The organism is uncultured Devosia sp. (genome assembly GCF_913055165.1).
Taxonomy (GTDB): Bacteria; Pseudomonadota; Alphaproteobacteria; order Rhizobiales; family Devosiaceae; genus Devosia.
In genome coordinates this window covers 16,160-36,172 of record NZ_CAJXJS010000012.1, presented here as the reverse complement: position 1 = coordinate 36,172, position 20,013 = coordinate 16,160, and the positions used below count along the sequence as shown (strand labels likewise).

The following is a 20,013-nucleotide window of genomic DNA, read 5'->3' as shown; positions in this document are numbered from 1 at the left end:
GGTCTTATTGCCCATAGGGATCGGCGGCATCGCGCAGGCCATCGCCCAGGAAGTTGAAGGCCAGCACGGTGAGCACCACCGCGATGCCCGGCGACAGCAGCCAGGGGGCCAGTGAAATCGAACGCAGGTTCTGCGCGTCCTGCAGCAACACGCCCCAGCTCACCACCGGCGGGCGCAGGCCCAGCCCCAGGAAGCTCAGCGCCGTCTCGCCCAGGATCATTTCCGGCACCGCCAAAGTCAGCGCCGCAATAATGTACGAGGTCATCGAGGGCAGCATGTGCTTGGTGATGATCCGGTATTCCGAGGCACCCGCCAGTCTTGCGGCCAGCACATAGTCCTCATTGCGGATGGCAAAGAACTGCCCGCGGACAACGCGTGCCAGGTGGGTCCAGCCAATCAGCGCCAGGATCAGCGTGATCAGCACATAGACAAAGATCGGGTCCCAGGCGATCGGCAGCGCCGCCGCAAGGCCCATCCACAGCGGAATGGTCGGAATGGAGCGGATGAACTCCATCAGCCGCTGGATTGAACTGTCGATCCAGCCTCCGAAATAGCCCGAGATCGACCCCAGGGTCAGCCCGAGCACAAAGGCAAAGGCCACGCCCACCAGACCGGCCGAAAGACTGACCCGGGCGCCATGCATCAGGCGGGAAAACACATCCCGGCCAAGATCGTCCGTGCCTAGCAGATTGATCTGGTTGCGCCGGTCATCGACGCCGAACAGATGGATATTGGACTGGAACAGGCCAAAGAAATTGTAATCATCGCCCGGCTGGAAGAGCCGGATGGGCAATACTTTCTCGGTATCCTCCACAAAGCTCACGCGCGCCGTTTCAGGATCGCGTTCTCTTGCCAGGCCATAGACGAACGGCCCCACGAACGCGCCTTCATGAAACAGATGGATGGAGGTCGGGGGCGCCAGTGTGCGCAGGCGCTGCACCTCGAAGGGGCTGTATGGAGCCACCATGTCGGCAAAGATCGCCGCCAGGATCAGCAGGCTCAGGAACCACAGCGAGATCATGGCCAGCGTATGCTTGGAGAAGCGCCGCCACACCAGCTGCCAAGGCTTTGCCGTATACAGGTCCTCTTTCTTGTCGTTGACGAGCTCGGGCGCGGTCATGGTCTGTTCGGTCATCGCATGTCCCCTTAGGCGTAGCGGATGCGCGGATCGAACCACGCAAGCAGGACGTCGGAAATCAGCGTACCGATCACGGTGAAGACGCTGAGCACGAGAATGAAGCTGCCGGCCAGATACATGTCCTGCATCTTGAGGGCCTGCAGCAGCAGCGGCCCGGTCGTGGGCAGGTTGAGCACCACCGCGGTGATGATGTCACCCGAGAACAGCGCCGGCAGCGCCCAGCCCACCGTGGAAATGAAGGGGTTGAGCGCCACGCGCACCGGATAGCCCCAGACCACGCGGCCCTCGCTCAGACCCTGCGCATAGGCGGTTTCCACATAGGGCTTGCCCAGCTCGTCCAGCATATTGGCGCGCATGACGCGGATGAGCCCGGCAGCGCCGCCCGTGGCCAGCACGACCAGGGGGATCCAGATGTGCTGAAGGAGGTCGATCACCTTGGCCACGCTCCATGGCGCCGATTGGAACTGCGGTGAAAACAGTCCGCCCACATTGAGGTTGAGATAGACAAAGCTGACCCACATCAGGATGAGCGCCAGGAGAAAATCAGGAACGCCCTTGCCCAGGAACCCGAAGACCGTGAACACATAGTCGAGCACGGAATATTGCCGTGTGGCCGAATAGACGCCCACGGGAATGGCGATGATCCAGGTGAAGACCAGGCTAAGGGTCGAGATGGCCAGGGTAATGGCCAGACGGTCCCAGATCAGTGACGAGACCGGCGCGTTCCACTGCAGCGAATAGCCGAAATCGCCGTGGAAGATGATGTTGCTGATCCAGCGCCAGTACTGGATCACCATGGGATCGTTGAGCCCGTATTGGGCCCGCATGGCCGCTTCCTGCGCCTCGGTGATGTACTCGCCCTGATGACGCAGTTCGGCTGCGTAGGCGGTGATGTAGTCACCCGGGGGCAGTTGGATGATCACAAAGGAAATGAACGAAATGAAGATTAGTGTCGGGATCGCCAATAGGGCGCGCCGGATAATAAAGGCGATCATGTTGCTGTTCCTCCGGGCCGGCCCGGGAAATTGGTCGGCCCACGTCACATGAATGGCCCGGGGCGGACAATACCGCCCCGGGCCGTGTCATTTTATTCCTGGTCGAGCCAGAACTGCTGGGTACGGGCGATGCCCACACCGCGGAAGATGTCGTCCTGAACCAGGTTGGGCACGAAGTTGTTCATGCGGTCCGAAACGATGTTCACCAGCACGCCCTCGCCATACACGCCGATGACATAGCCCTGATCCACGAAGGTCGCGATCATCTCATTGACGGCGGCGTCGGCCTCTTCCAGGCTCACGGCCTGCGAAGCCTTGTCCCAGTCGGCGTACATTTCGCGAATGGCGCTGCCTTCAGGCGGCTCCACACCGCTCTCACCATTGGTCTGGTACCACTTGAAGTACTCGGTGCCATAGGACTGGCTGCCCATCATCAGGCGCGGGTCGGCCGGCACATAGGTGAGGCGGTCGAACGGCATCCACTGGAGCTGGAAGTCGTTGTTGTCGCGATTATTGTCCCACTGCGTCCGGTCGATGACGCGCGGCAGCAGCTCGATGCCGACATCGGCGAACATGCCCGAGAGCAGTTCGAGCGTCTTGGCATTGGCCTGGTCGCTGGTCTCGATGGTGACGCTGAGGCGCTGCCCATCCGGGCGGAGACGGAAGCCGGCGCCGTCGCGTTCGGTCAGTCCCAAGCCATCAAGCAGGCTATCGGCCGTGTCCGGATCATAGTCCACCCAGTGGCTGGACAGATCGTCCTTGTGATAGGGCGAACCATTGACCGGCGCCACCGCAACCGCATTGGCAAGACCCGACTGGGTCAGCTCGATGATCGCCTCGCGATCAACCGAAAGCGACATGGCCTGGCGGAAGTCAGCGCTCTGGAACAGCTCCTGCAGCACTTCGTCCTTGACCGTCAGGTTCGGCACGATCGACCAGACGTTGGAGTCACGACCGGGCACGACCTCATAGTTTCCGCGCTCCTCGTTCTCCTTGTAGAACGTATAGTTATCCAGGTTCATGCCGCGGCCCTGCATGTCGATCTGGCCCTGCGCAACCATCAGGTTGAGCGTTTCCGGATCCTGGTACAGGCGGTGCTCGATGCGGTCGATATAGGGAAGCTGGTTCCCCTCCTGGTCCACCGCGTAATAATAGGGATTGCGGACCATGGTCACGACGTCGGCGGGTGCCGGCGTTTCAATCTTCCAGGCGGTCAGCACCGGCAGCTCGGGGTTGTTCCACCAGGCGGTCAGGACGCCCTTGGACCCCCAGAGCCCCTTCCAGTTCTCAACATTGTACTTGGCGGCCGCCGCAGCCAGCTCTTCTTCGCTGGCGTAGTTGTTATTGTACTGGCTCAGATAGTGCTTGGGGAAAAGGAAGCTGGGGCGGTCCAGGCTCGGCTCACCTGTCGAGTCCTTGGCCAGGATCTGCAGGAAGTACACATAGGGCTGGGCGAACTTGATCGTGAAGGTCCGCTCATCCTTGATTTCCAGCTCAAGCGGCTTGCCGCCAGGCGCAAAGGTCGGGTCGATATTGGGGACGATCTCGGTATTGAGGAAGACATCCTTGTACCAGAACTCGACGTCCTCAGTGGTCACCGGCATGCCATCGGACCACTTGAGGCCTTCCAGCAGCGTGAAGGTGAATTCGGTCGAATCCTCGTTGACGGAATAGCTTTCGATATAGCCCGGCTGCAGCACGGCATTGCCGTCGGCATCGGCCGTCCACTTCAGCACGCGCTCTTCCATCAGCTTGGTCGGCCCCCAGCGGTCGCCCGGACCGCTATAGGCGCGGTGCCAGGTGCCACCGTACTGGCCAACTTCGACGGCCTCGACCACAGTCGGGCTGGTCGGCAGCCGCTCGTCAACCGGCGGCAGCTCCCCCGCCTCGACCATTTCCGTGAGCATTGGTGCTTCCTGGAAGGCCCAGGCAGCTGCAGTCATTGCCGTGCTCGACAATGCCGCGATCGCGACAGACGCGATCCACTTCTTGGCGTTCATAGACGTCTTCCTCAGTTTGCGCGGCACGATGCACCCAGTCGGTGACAACGCCAACGCATGCTTTGCCCTGGAAGCGGCTGACATATCGTATGAAAGTATTTTCACGACGCCTTCCTCTCCCTCTCCTGCTTCGACACTTTGGCGTGCAATGCACCTTGCATTTCGTGCGCTTTATGCCGTTACATGCACCATCTTTGCGATAGATTGTTACATCCGCAAGACGAAAAAAATTGCATGAGGGCGAAAATGGGGCGCGATGTGGACTGGAACGAGGCAACTTCCATTCAAGATCGGCTGGAGATTCAAGGACATATGCCGGACCCCCCATCCGGACGGCGCCTAAACGGTAGGCGTGGAAAAAATTCTCCAAACGGTTACTTACGCACGGTAGTGGACACTTTGATGGCCTCCGCATCGCTCCAGCGACCCGCGTTGTCCCGGCGTGTCGGCCTGCCGATCCACGCCGTTTCGGACCTTCTGGCCGATCTGGAAAGCCGCGGCTTCGTCCAGGTCACCGGAGCCCATGGCGGCATGCCTGGACGCTCCCGGCTATCCTATGCCCTGCGTGCCGACGCGGCCCTGGCCATGGGCTTTGATATCGGCGGCACCAAGATCGCCTCTGCCCTCTGCGACATGCGCGGTAAGCTCCTGGCCGAACATACCGAGCCCACCAGCCGGAACGGCGCCGATGAGCTGGTCAGCCAGCTCGCCGCTATCGCTGATCGCTTGTGCAGCCAGTCAGGGCAACCACGCTTTCGCGTCCGCAACACTGTGATCGGCGTGCCGGCCGCGATCGACCAAAGTGGCCGCGCGAGCCTGGCCGGCAATCTTCCCGGCATTGAGGATGTGGACCTCCTCCCACCGCTTGCCCAAGCGCTGGGCGGCAGCGTCGTGCTCGACAATGACGTCAATCTCGCCCTTGTCGCCGAAGCCATGGGACATCCGCCAGATACCATGCAGAACACCGCTTTTGTCGCCTTGGGCACCGGCATTGGCGGAGCCCTCATGGTCCATGGCCAATTGTTGCGTGGCGCCCATGGTGGTGCCGGCGAAATGGGTTATCTGCCGCTCTGGCAGTCAGCCGGTAACGGCTGGACAACTCTGGAAGATCAGGTCGGCGAGGCCGGCATTCGCCGCCGCTATGTGGCAGCAGGCGGCTCAAGCCGGATGAGCGTGCAGGACATTTTCGCTGCCGCCCGTGCCGGCGAACAGGCGGCCCTCGACATTATCGAGGAGACCGCCGGCTTTGTGGCCCAGGGCGTCGTCAGCATTCTCTCGCTTCTCGATGTCGAGCTTCTGGTCTTCGGCGGTAGCATCGGGGCGCGTGAGGAACTCATCGAGCGGGTGCGCCACCATGTAAGCCGTGCCTGGCCGCGTCCCGTCACCATGCGCCGCAGCGAAACCGGCGGGCGGGCGGGTCTCCTGGGTGGGGTGGAGCTGGCGCGTCGTCATATGCTGTCCGGCCTCTTCGGCCCCGCATGACCGCCCCGGGCACTCACGGCCTCAAGGGCCTAGGGCAGCGCACGCACACTGCCTCGGATAGTGAGCTTGCAGCCCAGCTCCAACCGGTGGGCCGGCAAGGCAACACTGGCATTTGTGATGCGCTGCTCGAGCAGATGTAGCGCCGCCGCACCGATGTGGTCGAGCGGCACGCTCACCGTGGTGAGCGAGGGCGACGTGAACTCGCCCAGCGCGACCCCGTCAAAGCCGACAACCGAAACATCCTGCGGCATGGAAAAGCCCGCTTGGCGCAACGCAGTCAAAACCCCCAAAGCCAGGTTGTCCGCCGCGCAGAATATCGCCGTTATGCCGCCCAGCCCGTCATGTTTGGCGATCCAGCGCTGGATGGCAGCCGCGCCCATCTCAGGGAAATATCCCTCGGCAAGGTGCACATAGGCGGTTTCCAGCGACAAATTATTGGCTCGAAACGCATCAAGAAAACCATCACGCCGCCGGCGGACGGTGCTGCGGCCTTCCCAGGTCAGGTGCATGATGTTGCGATGCCCCTGCTTGATCAGCCAATTGGTCACATAGCGCGCCGCGAAGCGATTGCCCGGCGTGACACTGTCGATCTGCATTTCATGGTCTTCGCCGTTCATCAGCACGGCCGGGATGCCTGAACCGGCAATTTCCTGCAACAGTTCGGGGCGATCATCAGCGAGCAGCAATATGCCGTCGACCTTTGCGGCCTTGGCCTGCGCGACCAGTTCGGCCCCGCTGAGGCCGGGCTTGTCCACTTCCACCGGTACAATCTGGATCGAGCGCCGCTCACAGTCCCGCATCAGCCGGCTGAGCAGCGTCCAGGAAAACAGATTGGCCTGGTTGTGCGGCAGCGTATCGCTGGGCACCGCGAGCATGACGCTGCGCAACACCGCGATGGCGGCCTTTTCGCGGCGCTTGGCCAAATACCCCAGCGTGCTGGCGGCATCCAACACGCGCTCGCGTACTTCCGCCGAAATCGGTGCCGTTCCGTTCAGCACGTGCGACACGGTCGATGTCGCCACCTCCGCCTTGTCGGCGATGTCTTTGATTCCGACCTTTCGCGGTATCTGCTCCATCACTCCTGGTCTCCGCCAGACCGGCATCCGCCGGTTTCCCCCAAACCCTGTCGCCACGCTTGCCTGGAACACTGCATATCCGCAAGCGCGCCCAAAGGGAAATCACGCCATCGGCTGCCCCTGCGCCGCACATTTGCCTGCGGGCCGCGACTTTGACACCGCCTCTCCCAGGCGGCCGGCAAAAGAACCCTTGAGCCTCCCTTCCGCCGGCACCGATCCTATTCGTCGCCGGAACCGTCCGCCAGTTGCCCCAGCTTGACCTGGGTCAGCAGGCTCAGCTCGTCATAAACGGTCCACTCGTCAGCGATTCTGCCGTTCTTCCAGTGATAATGGCTCATGCCCATCACCTGCACCCGCTTGCCGGTCGGATCGCCCAGCGTGCCCAATATGCCATAGCCGAGGTGATGTCCTTCCATGATCCAGCGCACGGCAACCTTGGTGCCACCCTCTTCGCAGGGGTTGGACGCCACGTGCTGGATTTCATAGGAGGCGTCGGGCAGCGAGCCGATCAGGCCAAGATGCTGGTGGATGATAGCCGCATGGCCATAAAGCTCCTTCATCAGCGGTCCGTGATACTGGGCGTTCGGAGCGTAGTCCTGGGCAATGCGGCCGAACATGCGCTTGGTGAAGACCTCATGCAGCATCTCGATGGTCTGGGCTTCCACATCATTGTGGGCCAGTGAGGTATCAGCCTTTTCCGCTGGCGGCGTCTGGCCGACAAAGCGGCGGTTCTCGCCGATATCGAGCGAAGTCAGGCCTGCATCAAACTTGGCCTTGGCCGTCTTCATGGCGAAATGGTGCGGATCGAGACCAAGCTGCTGGATGATGGCCATGGTGTCGGCCACCACCCATTCGCGGTAGATCTTGTTCTGGAAGATCATGCAGTCGGCAATGGTACGGCTGACAAAGGGTTTTCCGGTCGGCGGCCCGAAATGGCCGTATTGGGTGTGCCGGCCTGAGCCGGTCACCAGATGGCTGGTAAAGAACCCATCCTTGTCATTGCCGTTCCAGATGACCTGCGTGCCCATGCCCCGGCGCTCGGGAAAGCTCACCAGCCGCTGGATGGTGTCGCGCACAATGTCTTCGCGATTATAGATCGTGCCGGTGGTGCCATAGAGCACGCAATTGTGGGTGTAGTGGGTGTAGATCAGCCCGATATCGCGCTCGTCCCAGATCCTGTGGGTACAGCGGATGATGTAATCAACAATGTCGGTGTAGATGTCATCAAACCCGTCCAGCGACTGGCCGCGCGGGCGATCGGTGGGTGCCAGGTCGACATAGTCGTGACGCTCGACCTGCAGCACCTCTTCCTTGCGGGAGGTTGGGCTCACGCCCTTGCCCTTGTTGGTGCTGTCACTCTCGCTCATCGTGGCTCCTTGGTCTGCTGCCGGCATGGCATTGTGGTCGTTGTTGGGGCCGCTCAGCCAGGCACGCATATGACGCGCCACTGCAGCGGGATTTTCAAGCGGGGCGAAGTGCCCGGCCTTGGGAATGGTGAAGAAACGCGCTCCGGCAATGCCGGCGAACAATTCCTCATGGGCGTCCAGCGGGCAGATTTGCTCGTCCGCCCCCGCCAGGATCAGCACCGGTACGGCGATGGCTCCCAACCGGGGGCGGCTGTCGGCGCGGTTGATGGCCACGTCCGATTGCGCGGCCAGCACCGCCGCTCCGGCGTCGCGCGCCATGGCGATGATTGCGGCCTTCAACTCGGGATTTCCGGCATTGCGTGGCGACACCAGCTTTTCCCATGCATCAAGGATATAGCCCGCCATGCCCTCGATCCTGGCCTTCTCGACCGCCTTGCGCCGAACCTCAGCATTGGCCTGGGGGTCGGGGCGCGGAGTCGTATCGATCAGGGCCAGCCGCTCAATCCGCTCCGGTGCCTGCGCCATCATTTCCAGCGCCACGATGCCGCCCAGCGAGAACCCGGCGAGCGCAAAACGATCCGGCGCGGACTCAAGAATACGCGCCGCCAGTTCCGGCGCCGTCGAGGCGCCTGTCATCGCCATCACCCGCATGTCTGGGTAGTCCAGCTGCGCCATCAGGGGCGCAAACAGGCGCTCGTCGCAAACCGTGCCGGGCAAGAGCAGCAGCGGCACGATCGAGGCGTGCCGGTCACTCTTTGCCAACTGGGTCGTCACATGCGTGTTCATGTCACCGGCGCGTGCCCCCGACGAAAGATCGAGGCTCGTTTCACCAAAAAACTCTGGCAAATTTTGAATACGTATGCAAGATCGAAAGTGAGAGCTGTCGAGACGCCGGACGCCGTTCAGAATGCGTTCATTATCGATAGCCTGGACCTGCTCCTGGAGTACGCAATGACCGATCCCGTTTCCGCGCCTTTCCCCGGTGTCACCTATGTCAAGGCGCCCGAGCGCTCCTCAATAAGCGACAACGCACCGGTCGAAGCCCTGGTCAGCGAGATCATCGCCAATGTCCGCGCCCATGGTGACAAGGCGGTCAGGGACTACTCCGCCCGCTTCGACAAGGCGGACCTCGACGTCTTCGAAGTCACTGATTCTGAACGGCAAACTGCTCTGGCTGAGCTTGATCCGCAGACCCGCAAGGACACCGAATTTGCCATCGATAACGTCCGCAAATTCGCCCAGGCGCAGCTTTCAACCATCTTGCCGCTCGAGGTCGAGATCCTGCCCGGCGTCCATATGGGTCATCGCGTCATCCCCATCGAGCGGGTCGGCTGCTATGTCCCCGGCGGCCGCTATCCCCTTCTATCTGCTCCCATAATGACCATCGTCCCCGCCAAAGTTGCCGGCGTCGACGAGGTCATCGCCTGCCTCCCGCCCAATGCCCACAAGGCCATGATCGCCGGCTGCCATCTGTCTGGCGCAGATAGGATTTTCCGCATCGGCGGGGCCCAGGCCATCGCCGCCATGGCCTATGGCACCGAGACGGTCCCTGCCGTCAACAAGATCGTCGGCCCCGGCAATGCCTTCGTCAACGAGGCCAAGCGCCAAGTCTTCGGCCCCGTCGGCATCGACCAACTCGCTGGCCCGTCTGAGATTTTCGTCGTCGCGGATAAGACCGGCGATGCCGAAATGATCGCCACCGACCTCCTTGCCCAGGCCGAGCACGACATCCGTACCCGCGTTGGCCTCATCACCACCGACCAGGCTCTGGCCGAAGCCACGCTGATCGAAGTCGATAAGCAGCTCGAAACCCTCTCGACCGCCAACACCGCCCGCGAAGCCTGGATCAACTATGGCGAGATCACCGTCTGCGACACTGAAGAGGCGATGATCGCCTATTCCGACCTCATCGCCGCCGAACACCTGCAGGTCCACACTGCCGACTCCCATGCCTTTGCCAAAAAGCTGAGGAATTACGGGAGCTTGTTCATCGGCGAACTGGCCAGCGTGGTCTATTCCGACAAGTGCTCCGGCACCAATCATACGCTCCCCACCATGGGCGCCGGCCGCTATACCGGCGGCCTCTGGGTCGGCGCCTATGTCAAGATCGCCACCCACCAATGGCTGAGCGAGGAAGGCGTCAAGCAGGTCGCCCCGCCGGCAGCCCGCCAATCCGCCAGCGAAGGCCTCGAAGGCCATCGCCGCGCCGCCCAACTGCGGCTGGATCGCATGCAGATCAAGAAGAGCGCGTAACGAAAGGGCCGGTGGAAACACCGGCCCATGTCATTTCTCGTAACCTATTGCGCTAGCTGACCTTATCCGCCTTGGCCCAGGCAGCCCGCAGCTTTTCGACCGTAAACCCGGGTGCCCGCGCCGCCGACAATATCGGCACTTCCTTGCGCATCACCACGTCGATGGCCCAGGCCATGCGCTCGATATGCTCCGCCGGAATGACGACGGCGCCATGCCGGTCGGCATGGATGAGATCGCCCGGCCGCACGCTCATACCGAACACCGTCACCGGGCAATCCAGTTCCGTCACATGCACGAAGGCGTGGCTGGGCCCCACGGCCCCCGCAATCACCTGATAGCCCTCGTCCAGCATGCCCAGGTCACGCAACACACCATTGGTCAGCGTTCCGGCAACACCGAGGCCCTTGTGCTGGGCGACCTGCACTTCGCCCCAGAAACCACCGATGACATGGGGCCAATCGGTGTCCTCGATCACCGCCACATTCGGCCCCTCGCCCGCCGAAACATATTCATAATACTGCATCCGCAGCGCCCGCACTTCGGCCGCCGGCTTCTGCGCCGGCGACGAGGCCCGTATCTTGGCTGTACGAGCAAATCCTACCACCGGCGGCAGGCTTGGATCGGCGCAGACCACCGGAAACTTGGTGAACCCCTCCGCCGTCCGCCCACCCATGACATGCTCCAGCGCATTGCACACAGTCGGCGTATCAGCCTGGCGCAGTGCGGCAAGCGTCTGCGGCGAAATGGTGGGATTGGGTCTCTTTTCCGTCACCTCGCGCTACTCCGCCGCCTGCGCTGCCGCAAACACCGGCGCTGCCGGCGACGCCGCACCACGAATGACGAAGGCGATGGCGTCGGCCGAAGCCGGATTGCGGAAGCCATGCATCAGCCCGACGGGCACGGTCAGTGTATCGCCGGCCCCCATGATCAGCCTGCCGCCATCCCAGGAAAATTCCAGCGTGCCGGACTGGACGAAGATCACCTCCTGCTCGGCGCGTGCATGGGCCGGAATGGTTGCACCCGTCTCGAGCTTGAGGCGGCGCAAGGTAAAGTCGTGCTTCCAGTGCCCGATGATCGGCCCGGCCTTGATGCCGTCCTGGCCGTCAATGTCGCCGATGACGCCCGCTTCCTCTACGCCCGGACCCGCCAGCGGCGAGTTGGGATCACCCTTTATGTCCCTGGACTTGATGGCATATTTGGCCAGTTCGGCCATGGGTGGAGTCGCCAGTTCCTTGAGCTTTTCGGCACTCGGGGGCTGCTCCAGTTCGGCGCCTTCTGGCACCTTCTCGCCCAGGGTCGTGTCGATCAGCTTGCCGCCCTTGAGCAGTTTCAGGCCAAAATCCTCGGCCATCTTGAAGACGCTGGGCGCCCAGACCACCTTGCCGGGGTCGTCATGGCCAAGCACCACGAAGAGGAAGCCCGTGCCCTCGTCGAGCTTTTCAAAGCCGCGGAACATGTGCGTCGGCACGGTCGCCACATCGCCCGGTTCAACATCGATATAGCCGTCGCTCTTGTCCGGACCAAAGACAAAGCGCCACTTGCCGGTATGCACCACGAAGGTCTCGGCGGTGAGATGGCTGTGCTGGGAATTGGTGCAACCATAAGGCTGGCGCGCCGCACCGACATTGAAGCCGTGGGCCTCGGGGATATGCACCACCTGTGCCGGGTTCTCCGACACGCCCGGCCCGATGATGGTGAAATTCTCCTTGCGGTCCGAACCCGGCGTGCGGGCGTCGATGAAGGCGTTGCGCAGCCCCTTCAGGTCTGCATAGCGCACCAGGCGCCTTTCCATTTCGGCTTGGGTCCAGGTCTTCTGGGTCATGATTTATCCCCTTTCGCGAGGCAGGATAGCATTTTTGCATTCGTATGCAATATGGGTTTCAGATGTGGCAAAGCGATGTTCTTTTCATGCATTTTCGTCAGGCTTTGCTGGGTTTGTAGATGCGCCGGCCGTCGGCTTCGACGATGCCGGTCTTGGGCAGGCGCGCGGAGGTCCGCACCACCAGTTCGCCGTTGAGGATGCGGTGCTCGGCTTCGATTTCGCCGGAAGCGATCTGCCCCATCAGCATGCCCACCGTGGCTTCCACCATGCGCTTGAGCGGCTGGCTCATGGTCGTGATGCCATAGGAGGTCCAACGGGCCGGGCCGACATCGTCATAGCCGACAATGGAGAGGTCCTCTGGAATATTGAGCCCGAATTCGTAGCGGGCCACATCCATCACCGCGACGGCCATATGGTCGTTGGCGACAAAGATCGCATCTGGCCTGTCAGACCGGCCCAGCATCTGCCGCACCGCCACTTCGGCTTCGGTCCGGTTGTAGTTGCCCACGCCAACGACAATATCGTCGTGGCCCGCCGCCGCCAGAGCCTCCCGGTAGCCGGCGAAGCGATCGCGATTGGTGGAGGAGCTTTCGATGCCCGAGATGTATCCGAAGCGCTTGTGACCGCCCGCGAGCAGGAACTCGGCGATCCGCCGGCCCCCTTCGCGGTTGCTGGTGGTGACGCTGGAGACCGCGTCGCGCTCGGTGGTTCGGTTGAACAGCACCACCGGAATTCCCGCCGTGGCACACTCTTCGGAGAGGTGCGAAGACAGGGTCGTCGAAGCCAGAATGATGCCGTCGACCCTATATTGCATCAACTGGTCGAACACTGGATCGCTATCGCGATCCATCTGTCCGGTAAACAGGAGCAGGCGATAATTCTCCTTGGCCAACAGCCGGCCAAGTTCCTCAAGCACGTCCGGATAGAACAGATTTTCGAGATAAGCCATCACGACCGCAATGATGCGGGAGCGATTGGTGATCAGTGATCGTGCAATGGCATTGGGCCGGTAGCCCAGTTCCTTGGCTGCATCCATGACCTTGGCGCGGGTCTTGGGGGAGATAGAGGCGCCGGGGGTAAATGTGCGGGAGACTGCGGACTGCGAGACACCGGCGCGCCGCGCAACTTCCGACGAGGTCACTCCCGGCTTTTTTACTCCGCTGTCCATCCGCCATCCACCAGGAGGGCGGTGCCGGTAATCAGCGCCGCCGCGTCGGAAGCCAGAAATACGATCGGCCCCATGATATCCTCCACCCGCCCGAGCCGCCCCAGTTTGATCTTGGACAAGACCCAGGCACGGAAATCGGGGTCGCTGAGGTTCTTGGCCGTCAATTCGGTCTCGATAAAGGTCGGGCAGACCGTATTGACCCGAATATTGCTGGCCCCGAGCTCAATGGCCAAGGCTTTTGTCAGACCTTCAACAGCATGTTTGCTGGCCGCATAGACGGCGCGGTCAGGCCCGCCGACATGGCCCATTTGCGAGGAGACGTTGATGACCGACCCGCCCAGTCCCGCTGCCTGCAATTTGCCGACCACTGCCTGGGTGACAAAAAGCGTAGCGGCAAGATTAAGCTGCATGACGGCCTGATAGTCCGCAGGCGTGATCATGGCGAGATTGCTGTGCCGCCCAGTCCCGGCCGAATTGACGAGGATGTCGAAAGGCGCGCTGTCCTCGACGAAGGCTTTGACGCCGTCCAAATCGGTTATGTCGAGCGCCACGCCCTCCACCGCATGTCCCGCCGCGGCCATCTCGTTGACTACCTTCTCCACATCCGCGGCCGTCCGCGCCGCCACTGTGACATGGGCGCCGGCCTCCGCCAGTGCCACCGAAGCCCCCAACCCGATGCCCCGCGTGCCACCGGTCACCAGGGCGCGCCTGCCGTCGAGGCGAAAGCTGGGGGTCTTGGGCAGGGTCATGTTAGTGATCGCTTTTTCTGGCCGGGGTCGCAGCCGTACCATAGGGCACGTTGCGGCGGCCATAGCGCCGAACGCGAATATTGGCCTGTTCGGCATGGCCGACAAAGCCTTCGAGCATGGAGAGCCGCGAACCATACTCACCGATCATCGCCGAAGCAGCGTCGGTGCTGACGCTTTGCCAAGTGCAGGTCTTGAGGAATTTGCCCACCCATAGCCCGCCGGTATAGCGCGCTGCCTTCATGGTCGGGAGGGTGTGGTTCGTGCCGATCACCTTGTCGCCATAGGCCACATTGGTGCGTGGGCCCAGGAACAGAGCGCCGAAATTGGTCATGTTGTCCCGGAACCACATATCGCGGTCGGTCATCACCTGCACATGCTCGGACGCGATGCGGTCAGCCTCGACCAGCATCTCCTCGTAGCTCTCGCAGACAATGATTTCGCCATAGTCCTCCCAGGATTTCCGCGCCAGATCGGCTGTGGGAAGAATGTCGAGCAGGCGCTCGATCTCGGCCATGGTGTCGCGGGCCAGTTTCTCCGAATTGGTCAGCAGGATAGCGGGCGAATTGGGGCCGTGCTCGGCCTGTCCGAGCAGGTCCGTGGCGCATAGCTCGCCATCCACGGTTTCGTCGGCGATCACCAGCGTCTCGGTCGGACCGGCAAAGAGGTCGATGCCGACGCGCCCATAAAGCTGCCGCTTGGCCTCAGCCACAAAAGCGTTCCCGGGTCCCACCAGCATATCGACCGGCTCAATGCTTTCGGTGCCGATGGCCATGGCGCCAATCGCCTGAATGCCGCCCAGCACATAGATTTCGTCGGCCCCTGCCATGGCCTGCGCAGCAACGATCGCCGTCGCCGGCTTGCCATTGAAGGGGGGCGCGCAGGTGATGACACGCGGACAGCCAGCCACCTTGGCAGTCAGAACCGACATATGCGCCGAAGCAAGCAGCGGATATTTGCCGCCCGGCACATAGCAACCCACGGCATTGATGGGCACATGCCGGTGCCCCAGCGTCACGCCCGGCAGGGTCTCGACGCTGAGCTCGAGCATCGTGTCCTTCTGCTTTTGCGCAAAATTGCGCACCTGGGTCTGGGCAAATTCGATATCGGCGAGATCCTGGTCAGTCAGCTGCGCCTTGCAGGCGTCGATTTCCGCCGGGCTTAGCCGGAAGTCGTTGCGGTCCCATTTGTCGAACTTGAGCGAGAGCTCGCGCACCGCCTCGTCACCGCGCTTTTCGATATCGGCCAGGATGGTTTCAACGGTTGCCCGGACTTGACGATCCGCCTCCGCCCGCTCTTCGACATCCTTACCGCGCTTCAGCCAGATTGGCATGGGTGGCTCCCCTCGATAGTGTTTTCAAGAAGCCGCATACGTATGCAGCAAATAGTTCCAAAGCGCGTTTGAACGCGAGGTTTGGCCGCATCATCGCGGCACGGGTGGTCTTTGCAGGCTGGTGTCGGTGGCCCGCTCATAGGCGTGGCCGACTTGGACGATCCGGGCTTCATCGTGATGCCGTCCGATGATCTGCATGCCGATGGGCAGGCCTTGGTGAAACCCGATCGGCACCGCCAGCACCGGGTGGCCGGACACGTTGAAGCCGATGGTGCGCATGGGCGTCCACACGGCTTCTTTCTCGAAGGGCGCAACGGGCAAGGCCGTGGTCAGCGCGCCCACGGTAATCAGCACGTCGTGCCGGTCCAGCAGCCCATCGACGGTGGCTCGGAAGGCCTCGCCAGCATCACGCGCCCTGGTCACTTCGGCGTCTGTGAGCGCCAGGCCGGCCGCCAGACTGAGATAGGCGCGGCGCCCATAGGCCTCGGGGTTATCACGCAGACCATCGGCATGCAGCCTGAAGCTTTCCGCATGCAGTATCGCCGCCACCGCCACTTCCACACCCGCATAGTCGGGCATCTCCACTTCGTTTACCACAGCGCCAAGCTGCGACAGCACCGATATGGCGGTGTCGATTGCCGCGGCGACTTCGGGCATGGCCTGGGGATCGTGCACAAACCAGTTGCGGGCATAGCCGACCCGTAAGCCGGATAGGGCTTCCCCGATGCGCGAACACGCCGCTTGCTGGCCCACCCGACCACCGAGGACATCCAGGGTCAGCGCGGCCTCGGCGACAGTTGCGCTGACCGTACCGACATGATCGAGGCTGGGTGCCAGGTCGAGTACGCCATGGGTCGACACAGTGCCATAGGTGGGCTTGAGACCCACAGTGCCGCAGTAGAAGCTCGGCCCGCGCACCGAGCCGCCGGTATCGGTGCCGATCGAAGTGCGGATCAACCCGCCGGCAACGGCAGCGGCGCAGCCCGAGGAGGAGCCGCCGGTAATATGCTCGGGATTCCAGGGATTTCGTGCCGGCGGAAACAGCCCGTTCTTGTCCGGTCCGACCGTGGCCCATTCATAGGTCGCGAGCTTGCCGATAATGATGGCACCCGCCTCGCGCAGGCGGTGAACCACCTCGGCGTCGTTCTTGGCAGTTACATCGGCCCGGCCCGGCGCATTGGCCGTCGTGGGCACGCCTGCGACATCGATCAGGTCTTTGATGCCCACGGGGATGCCATGGAGTGGCCCACGGTCCAGACCTTCGGCGAGTTCGCTGTCTGCTTGCGCGGCCTCCGCCAGCGCACTTTCTTCCAGCACACGATAGAAACTGAGATAGACCGGGTCCCGCGCAGCAATGCGGGCCAATGTGGCGCGCGTCAATTCGAGTGCGGAGAGCCGCCCTTCGCGAAGGCGCGCACCCAGCGCGAATATGTCGAGATCACAGATGGCCTCGTCAGGCCGGGCAAGACCTTGCGGATGCTCCTGGGCAGCGAGCCCGTCATGCATCCACGCAGCAAGCTTTTCCACACCCGCTGCCTCGTCCGCAGTCAGCCTCAACCCCGCCGCCTCTAGCGCGGCCTTGAACCGATCATCAAATGCGCCGTCCCGCGCCATGGTTCAGGCCTCGATCCGCGCGCCGCTGGCATTGTCGAACAGATGGCAAGCCGAAGCCGGGATCGCAATGCGGGCCATGTCGCCAATCTCGGCGCGATAGTCCTTGCCCACCTTGATGGAAACCAGCTCCCCTGCCACGCGCATGGAAAGCATGGTGGCCTCGCCCAGCAGTTCAACCGAATAGATCGGCGCTTCAATCTGGCCATTGGCTTCGGCCAGGGTCGCGTCCTCGGCCCGGAACCCGAGCGTGACAGCGCCGCTTGCAGTCCCCGGCAGCCCTTTGATCCGAATGCCCTGGCTGGTGAAGACACCATCCTTCACTTCGCCGCTGACAAGGTTCATGGCCGGCGAACCGATGAAGCTCGCGACAAATGTATTGGCGGGGCGGTCGTAGATCTCCATCGGCGTGCCGACCTGCTGCACCACGCCCTTGTTCATCACCACCACGCGGTCGGCCAGGGTCATGGCCTCGATCTGATCATGCGTCACATAGATCGTGGTAGTCTTGAGCGCGTGGTGCAGGTTCTTGATCTGGGCGCGGGTCGAGACGCGCAGCTTGGCATCGAGGTTGGAGAGGGGCTCGTCCATCAGAAACGCATTGGGCTCGCGCACGATCGCCCGGGCCAGCGCCACGCGCTGCCGCTGCCCGCCCGAAAGTGCCGCCGGCCGTCGCTCCAGGAACGGCTCCAGCTCCACCATCGCCGCCGCCTTCATGACCCGTTCATTATGCTGGTCCTGGGGTATCTTCCGGACCTTGAGCGGGAAACGAATGTTCTCGTAGACCGTCATGTTCGGATAGAGCCCGTAGCTCTGGAACACCATGGAAATATCGCGGTCCTTGGGCTCAAGCTTGTTGACGAGCCGGTCGCCGATCCAGATTTCGCCTTCGGTGATTTCCTCCAACCCCGCGATCATGCGCATGGTCGTCGTCTTGCCGCACCCCGAAGGTCCCAGCAAAACCAGGAATTCCTGGTCGGCAATGTCGAGGTTGAAATTGTCGACGCCGACAAATTTGTTCCAGCGCTTGGAGACGTTCTTGAGACGGATCTGGGCCATGGGATCAGCCTTTCACTGCGCCGGCGGTCAGGCCGCTGACGATCTGGCGTTGGAAGAAGAGCACGAGAATGAAGAGCGGCGCGGTGGCCGAGACCACGGCGGCCACGGCATACATCACATTGCCCGTCTCCTGGATGGAGCCCAGGAAGCTCGAAATCTTGGGCACCATGGTCTGGTTGTCGGCGCTCAGCAACATGGCCGTCACGGCGAAGTCATTGTAGCCCAGCAGGAAACTGAAGAGCCCCGTCGTCACCACGCCCGGCCACATGACCGGCATGATCACCAGCCTGAAGGCCTGGAAACGGGTACAGCCATCCACCATGGCGCTTTCGTCGAGATCCTTGGGGATCGAGAGGAAGAAGGAGTGCAGCATCCAGAGCGTGAAGGGCTGGTTGATCGCCACCAGCACGATGATGGAGGTGGGCAGCACGCCCCAGATATTGAGCTGGAAGAACGGCAGAAGATATCCCGAGACCAGCGTAATATGCGGCATGGCCCGGAACACCAGCGCCGCGATCAATATCCAGAAGGCGTAATTGCGGCCCGAGCGCGCCAGCGCGTAGCCGCCCAGTGTGCCAAGAGTAAGGGAAATGGCGGTGACGCAGATCGTGACGATCACGGTATTGAACGCGGCCCGCCAGAAGTCACGGGTAATCCAGGCACCGTAATATCCGGCGCCGGTGAAGGCCTCGCCGGTCTGGCGGATGGTGGCGGTACCGAAAATCGCATTCCACCAGCTCTCGCGAGAGAAGAAATCCGCCTCAACCTTGAACGATCCCCAGACCGTCCAAAGGAACGGCACCGCGGCCAGGATCACCCAGAAGACGATGAAGCCATAAATTAGCGTGTTGAGCAGTACGGGGCGCTTGTGGGCCATTGCTTCGGACATGATCACACCGCCTTGTGCTTGAATTCACGCCAGGTGCGCACCAGCACCGGCGAAAGCAGGATGACGACCCCGATAATTGTCAGCACCGAGGTGGCTCCGGCCGAGCCGAACTGCTGCGCGTCCCCGCTCAGATCGTTATAGATCAGCCAGCTCAGGGAGGTGGCATTGGCTTCGGCCGAGAACCCCACAATGGGTTCAAAGACGCGGAAATTGTCCATCAGCTGCACCAGCGCCACGAAGGTTGCGAGCGGGGCAAGGTGTGGGATGATGACGAAGCGGATGCGCTCCCAGCGTGAGGCGCCATCGATCATCGCCGATTCCAGCGTGTCTCCCGGCACGGTCTGCAGACCGGCATAAAACACCACAAAGGAGAACGGTGCATTGGTCCAGACGCCATAGGTCAGCAACGCGCCCCAGGTGAGCGCCGGGGAGGCGCGCAGCGACAGGGTCGGGTCGCTGAAAATATGCTGGATGGTTGCGCCCAGAATGCCATTAGGGCTGAGCATCCAATAAAGGATCAACGAGCCGATCAGCGGCGTGATGATCATGGGCAGAAGCGAGAAGAAGATGATCGGCCCCTTGGTCACCTTGGGCAGGGCATTGACCGCCAGCGCGATGCTAAAGCCCAGCGCCATGGCCAGCGGCGTCACGACAAAGCAATAGACCAGGGTGAAAATCAGCGCCTTGTAGAAGGGCAAGTTGAGGATCTGTGCCCATTTCGCCGGCAAGCCGCGATCGGACGAGAGGATAGCACCCAGCTCGGCGCTTGCCAGGTGGGCCCGGTCGACATAGGTGCCCAGACCGTTGAACCGCCCCAGCGGTTGTGCATCTCGCAGCGCGGCAGTGGCCTCTGAATCGACGCGCAATTCGCTTGTACAGCCGCCGAAGGGTTGGCAGTTCTCGACCTCCACCATGACCTGCTCATGACTGACATAGAGCGACTGCAGCACGACCGACACGATCGGCAGGGCAATGAACAGCACCATGGCAATCAGCGATGGCAGGATGAAAGCAAAGAATGTCTTGTGCGGCATGCCTGCCTCCTCAGAGTGCCTAGCCTGTCGGCATCAGAAC

The 20,013-nt window shown here is 62.2% G+C and carries 17 protein-coding genes; 3 read left to right on the top strand and 14 right to left on the bottom strand.

Annotated features, from left to right (window positions below; genetic code table 11):
• Positions 1-4: 4 nt before the first annotated feature.
• The 3 genes from QZ564_RS06145 to QZ564_RS06135 all read right to left on the bottom strand — a co-directional run bounded on the left by QZ564_RS06145 (position 5) and on the right by QZ564_RS06135 (position 4,040).
• On the bottom strand, positions 5-1,135 hold the full coding sequence (locus QZ564_RS06145) for an ABC transporter permease (RefSeq protein WP_297106341.1): 1,131 nt from the start codon (positions 1,133-1,135) through the stop codon (positions 5-7).
• An 11-nt stretch (positions 1,136-1,146) separates the two neighbouring features.
• A complete protein-coding gene (locus QZ564_RS06140; RefSeq protein ID WP_297106339.1) occupies positions 1,147-2,133 on the bottom strand; it encodes an ABC transporter permease in 987 nt (328 codons plus the stop codon).
• Between the two features lie 92 nt (positions 2,134-2,225).
• Positions 2,226-4,040 (bottom strand): ABC transporter substrate-binding protein, encoded by a 1,815-nt coding sequence (locus tag QZ564_RS06135; protein ID WP_297106337.1) that lies wholly within the window; start codon positions 4,038-4,040, stop codon positions 2,226-2,228.
• On the opposite strand from QZ564_RS06135, the gene QZ564_RS06130 reads away from it, so the two are divergent.
• The gene (locus tag QZ564_RS06130) at positions 4,033-4,371 is read left to right on the top strand and encodes a hypothetical protein (RefSeq protein ID WP_297106334.1); all 339 of its coding nucleotides are present in this window, start codon (positions 4,033-4,035) and stop codon (positions 4,369-4,371) included. The two genes, QZ564_RS06135 and QZ564_RS06130, sit on opposite strands and share 8 nt — an antisense overlap.
• A 164-nt stretch (positions 4,372-4,535) precedes the next feature.
• A complete protein-coding gene (locus QZ564_RS06125; RefSeq protein ID WP_297106330.1) occupies positions 4,536-5,615 on the top strand; it encodes an ROK family protein in 1,080 nt (359 codons plus the stop codon).
• A 29-nt stretch (positions 5,616-5,644) separates the two neighbouring features.
• Here QZ564_RS06125 and QZ564_RS06120 read toward each other — a convergent pair whose 3' ends face one another.
• On the bottom strand, positions 5,645-6,691 hold the full coding sequence (locus tag QZ564_RS06120) for a LacI family DNA-binding transcriptional regulator (protein WP_297106326.1): 1,047 nt from the start codon (positions 6,689-6,691) through the stop codon (positions 5,645-5,647).
• A 218-nt stretch (positions 6,692-6,909) separates the two neighbouring features.
• Positions 6,910-8,844, bottom strand: coding sequence for an alpha/beta fold hydrolase (locus QZ564_RS06115; protein WP_297106323.1), 1,935 nt, complete (start codon positions 8,842-8,844; stop codon positions 6,910-6,912).
• 165 nt (positions 8,845-9,009) lie between these two features.
• On the opposite strand from QZ564_RS06115, the gene hisD (QZ564_RS06110) reads away from it, so the two are divergent.
• Positions 9,010-10,311 (top strand): histidinol dehydrogenase, encoded by a 1,302-nt coding sequence (gene hisD, locus QZ564_RS06110; protein WP_297106320.1) that lies wholly within the window; start codon positions 9,010-9,012, stop codon positions 10,309-10,311.
• 52 nt (positions 10,312-10,363) lie between these two features.
• Here hisD (QZ564_RS06110) and QZ564_RS06105 read toward each other — a convergent pair whose 3' ends face one another.
• The 9 genes from QZ564_RS06105 to QZ564_RS06065 form a co-directional block, all read right to left on the bottom strand.
• Positions 10,364-11,083 carry an RraA family protein gene (locus QZ564_RS06105; RefSeq protein ID WP_297106317.1) on the bottom strand — a complete coding sequence of 240 codons (720 nt, stop codon included), beginning with the start codon at positions 11,081-11,083 and terminating at the stop codon, positions 10,364-10,366.
• A gap of 6 nt (positions 11,084-11,089) precedes the next feature.
• Entirely contained in the window at positions 11,090-12,133 is a 1,044-nt protein-coding gene (locus QZ564_RS06100) for a cupin domain-containing protein (protein ID WP_297106314.1), read from the bottom strand.
• Positions 12,134-12,230: 97 nt separating this feature from the next.
• Positions 12,231-13,274: a LacI family DNA-binding transcriptional regulator gene (locus QZ564_RS06095; RefSeq protein ID WP_297106311.1), complete on the bottom strand. Its 1,044-nt coding sequence runs from the start codon at positions 13,272-13,274 to the stop codon at positions 12,231-12,233.
• Between the two features lie 11 nt (positions 13,275-13,285).
• On the bottom strand, positions 13,286-14,050 hold the full coding sequence (locus QZ564_RS06090; protein WP_297106308.1) for an SDR family oxidoreductase: 765 nt from the start codon (positions 14,048-14,050) through the stop codon (positions 13,286-13,288).
• 1 nt (position 14,051) lies between these two features.
• Positions 14,052-15,380 carry a histidinol dehydrogenase gene (gene hisD, locus QZ564_RS06085; RefSeq protein ID WP_297106304.1) on the bottom strand — a complete coding sequence of 443 codons (1,329 nt, stop codon included), beginning with the start codon at positions 15,378-15,380 and terminating at the stop codon, positions 14,052-14,054.
• 90 nt (positions 15,381-15,470) lie between these two features.
• Complete coding sequence (locus tag QZ564_RS06080; protein WP_297106301.1) at positions 15,471-16,994, bottom strand: amidase; 1,524 nt, start codon at positions 16,992-16,994, stop codon at positions 15,471-15,473.
• Positions 16,995-16,997: 3 nt separating this feature from the next.
• The gene (gene ugpC / locus QZ564_RS06075) at positions 16,998-18,050 is read right to left on the bottom strand and encodes a sn-glycerol-3-phosphate ABC transporter ATP-binding protein UgpC (RefSeq protein WP_297106298.1); all 1,053 of its coding nucleotides are present in this window, start codon (positions 18,048-18,050) and stop codon (positions 16,998-17,000) included.
• A 4-nt stretch (positions 18,051-18,054) separates the two neighbouring features.
• Complete coding sequence (locus QZ564_RS06070) at positions 18,055-18,939, bottom strand: carbohydrate ABC transporter permease (protein ID WP_297106294.1); 885 nt, start codon at positions 18,937-18,939, stop codon at positions 18,055-18,057.
• A gap of 2 nt (positions 18,940-18,941) precedes the next feature.
• Positions 18,942-19,973 carry a sugar ABC transporter permease gene (locus tag QZ564_RS06065; protein WP_297106291.1) on the bottom strand — a complete coding sequence of 344 codons (1,032 nt, stop codon included), beginning with the start codon at positions 19,971-19,973 and terminating at the stop codon, positions 18,942-18,944.
• Positions 19,974-20,013 lie beyond the last annotated feature (40 nt).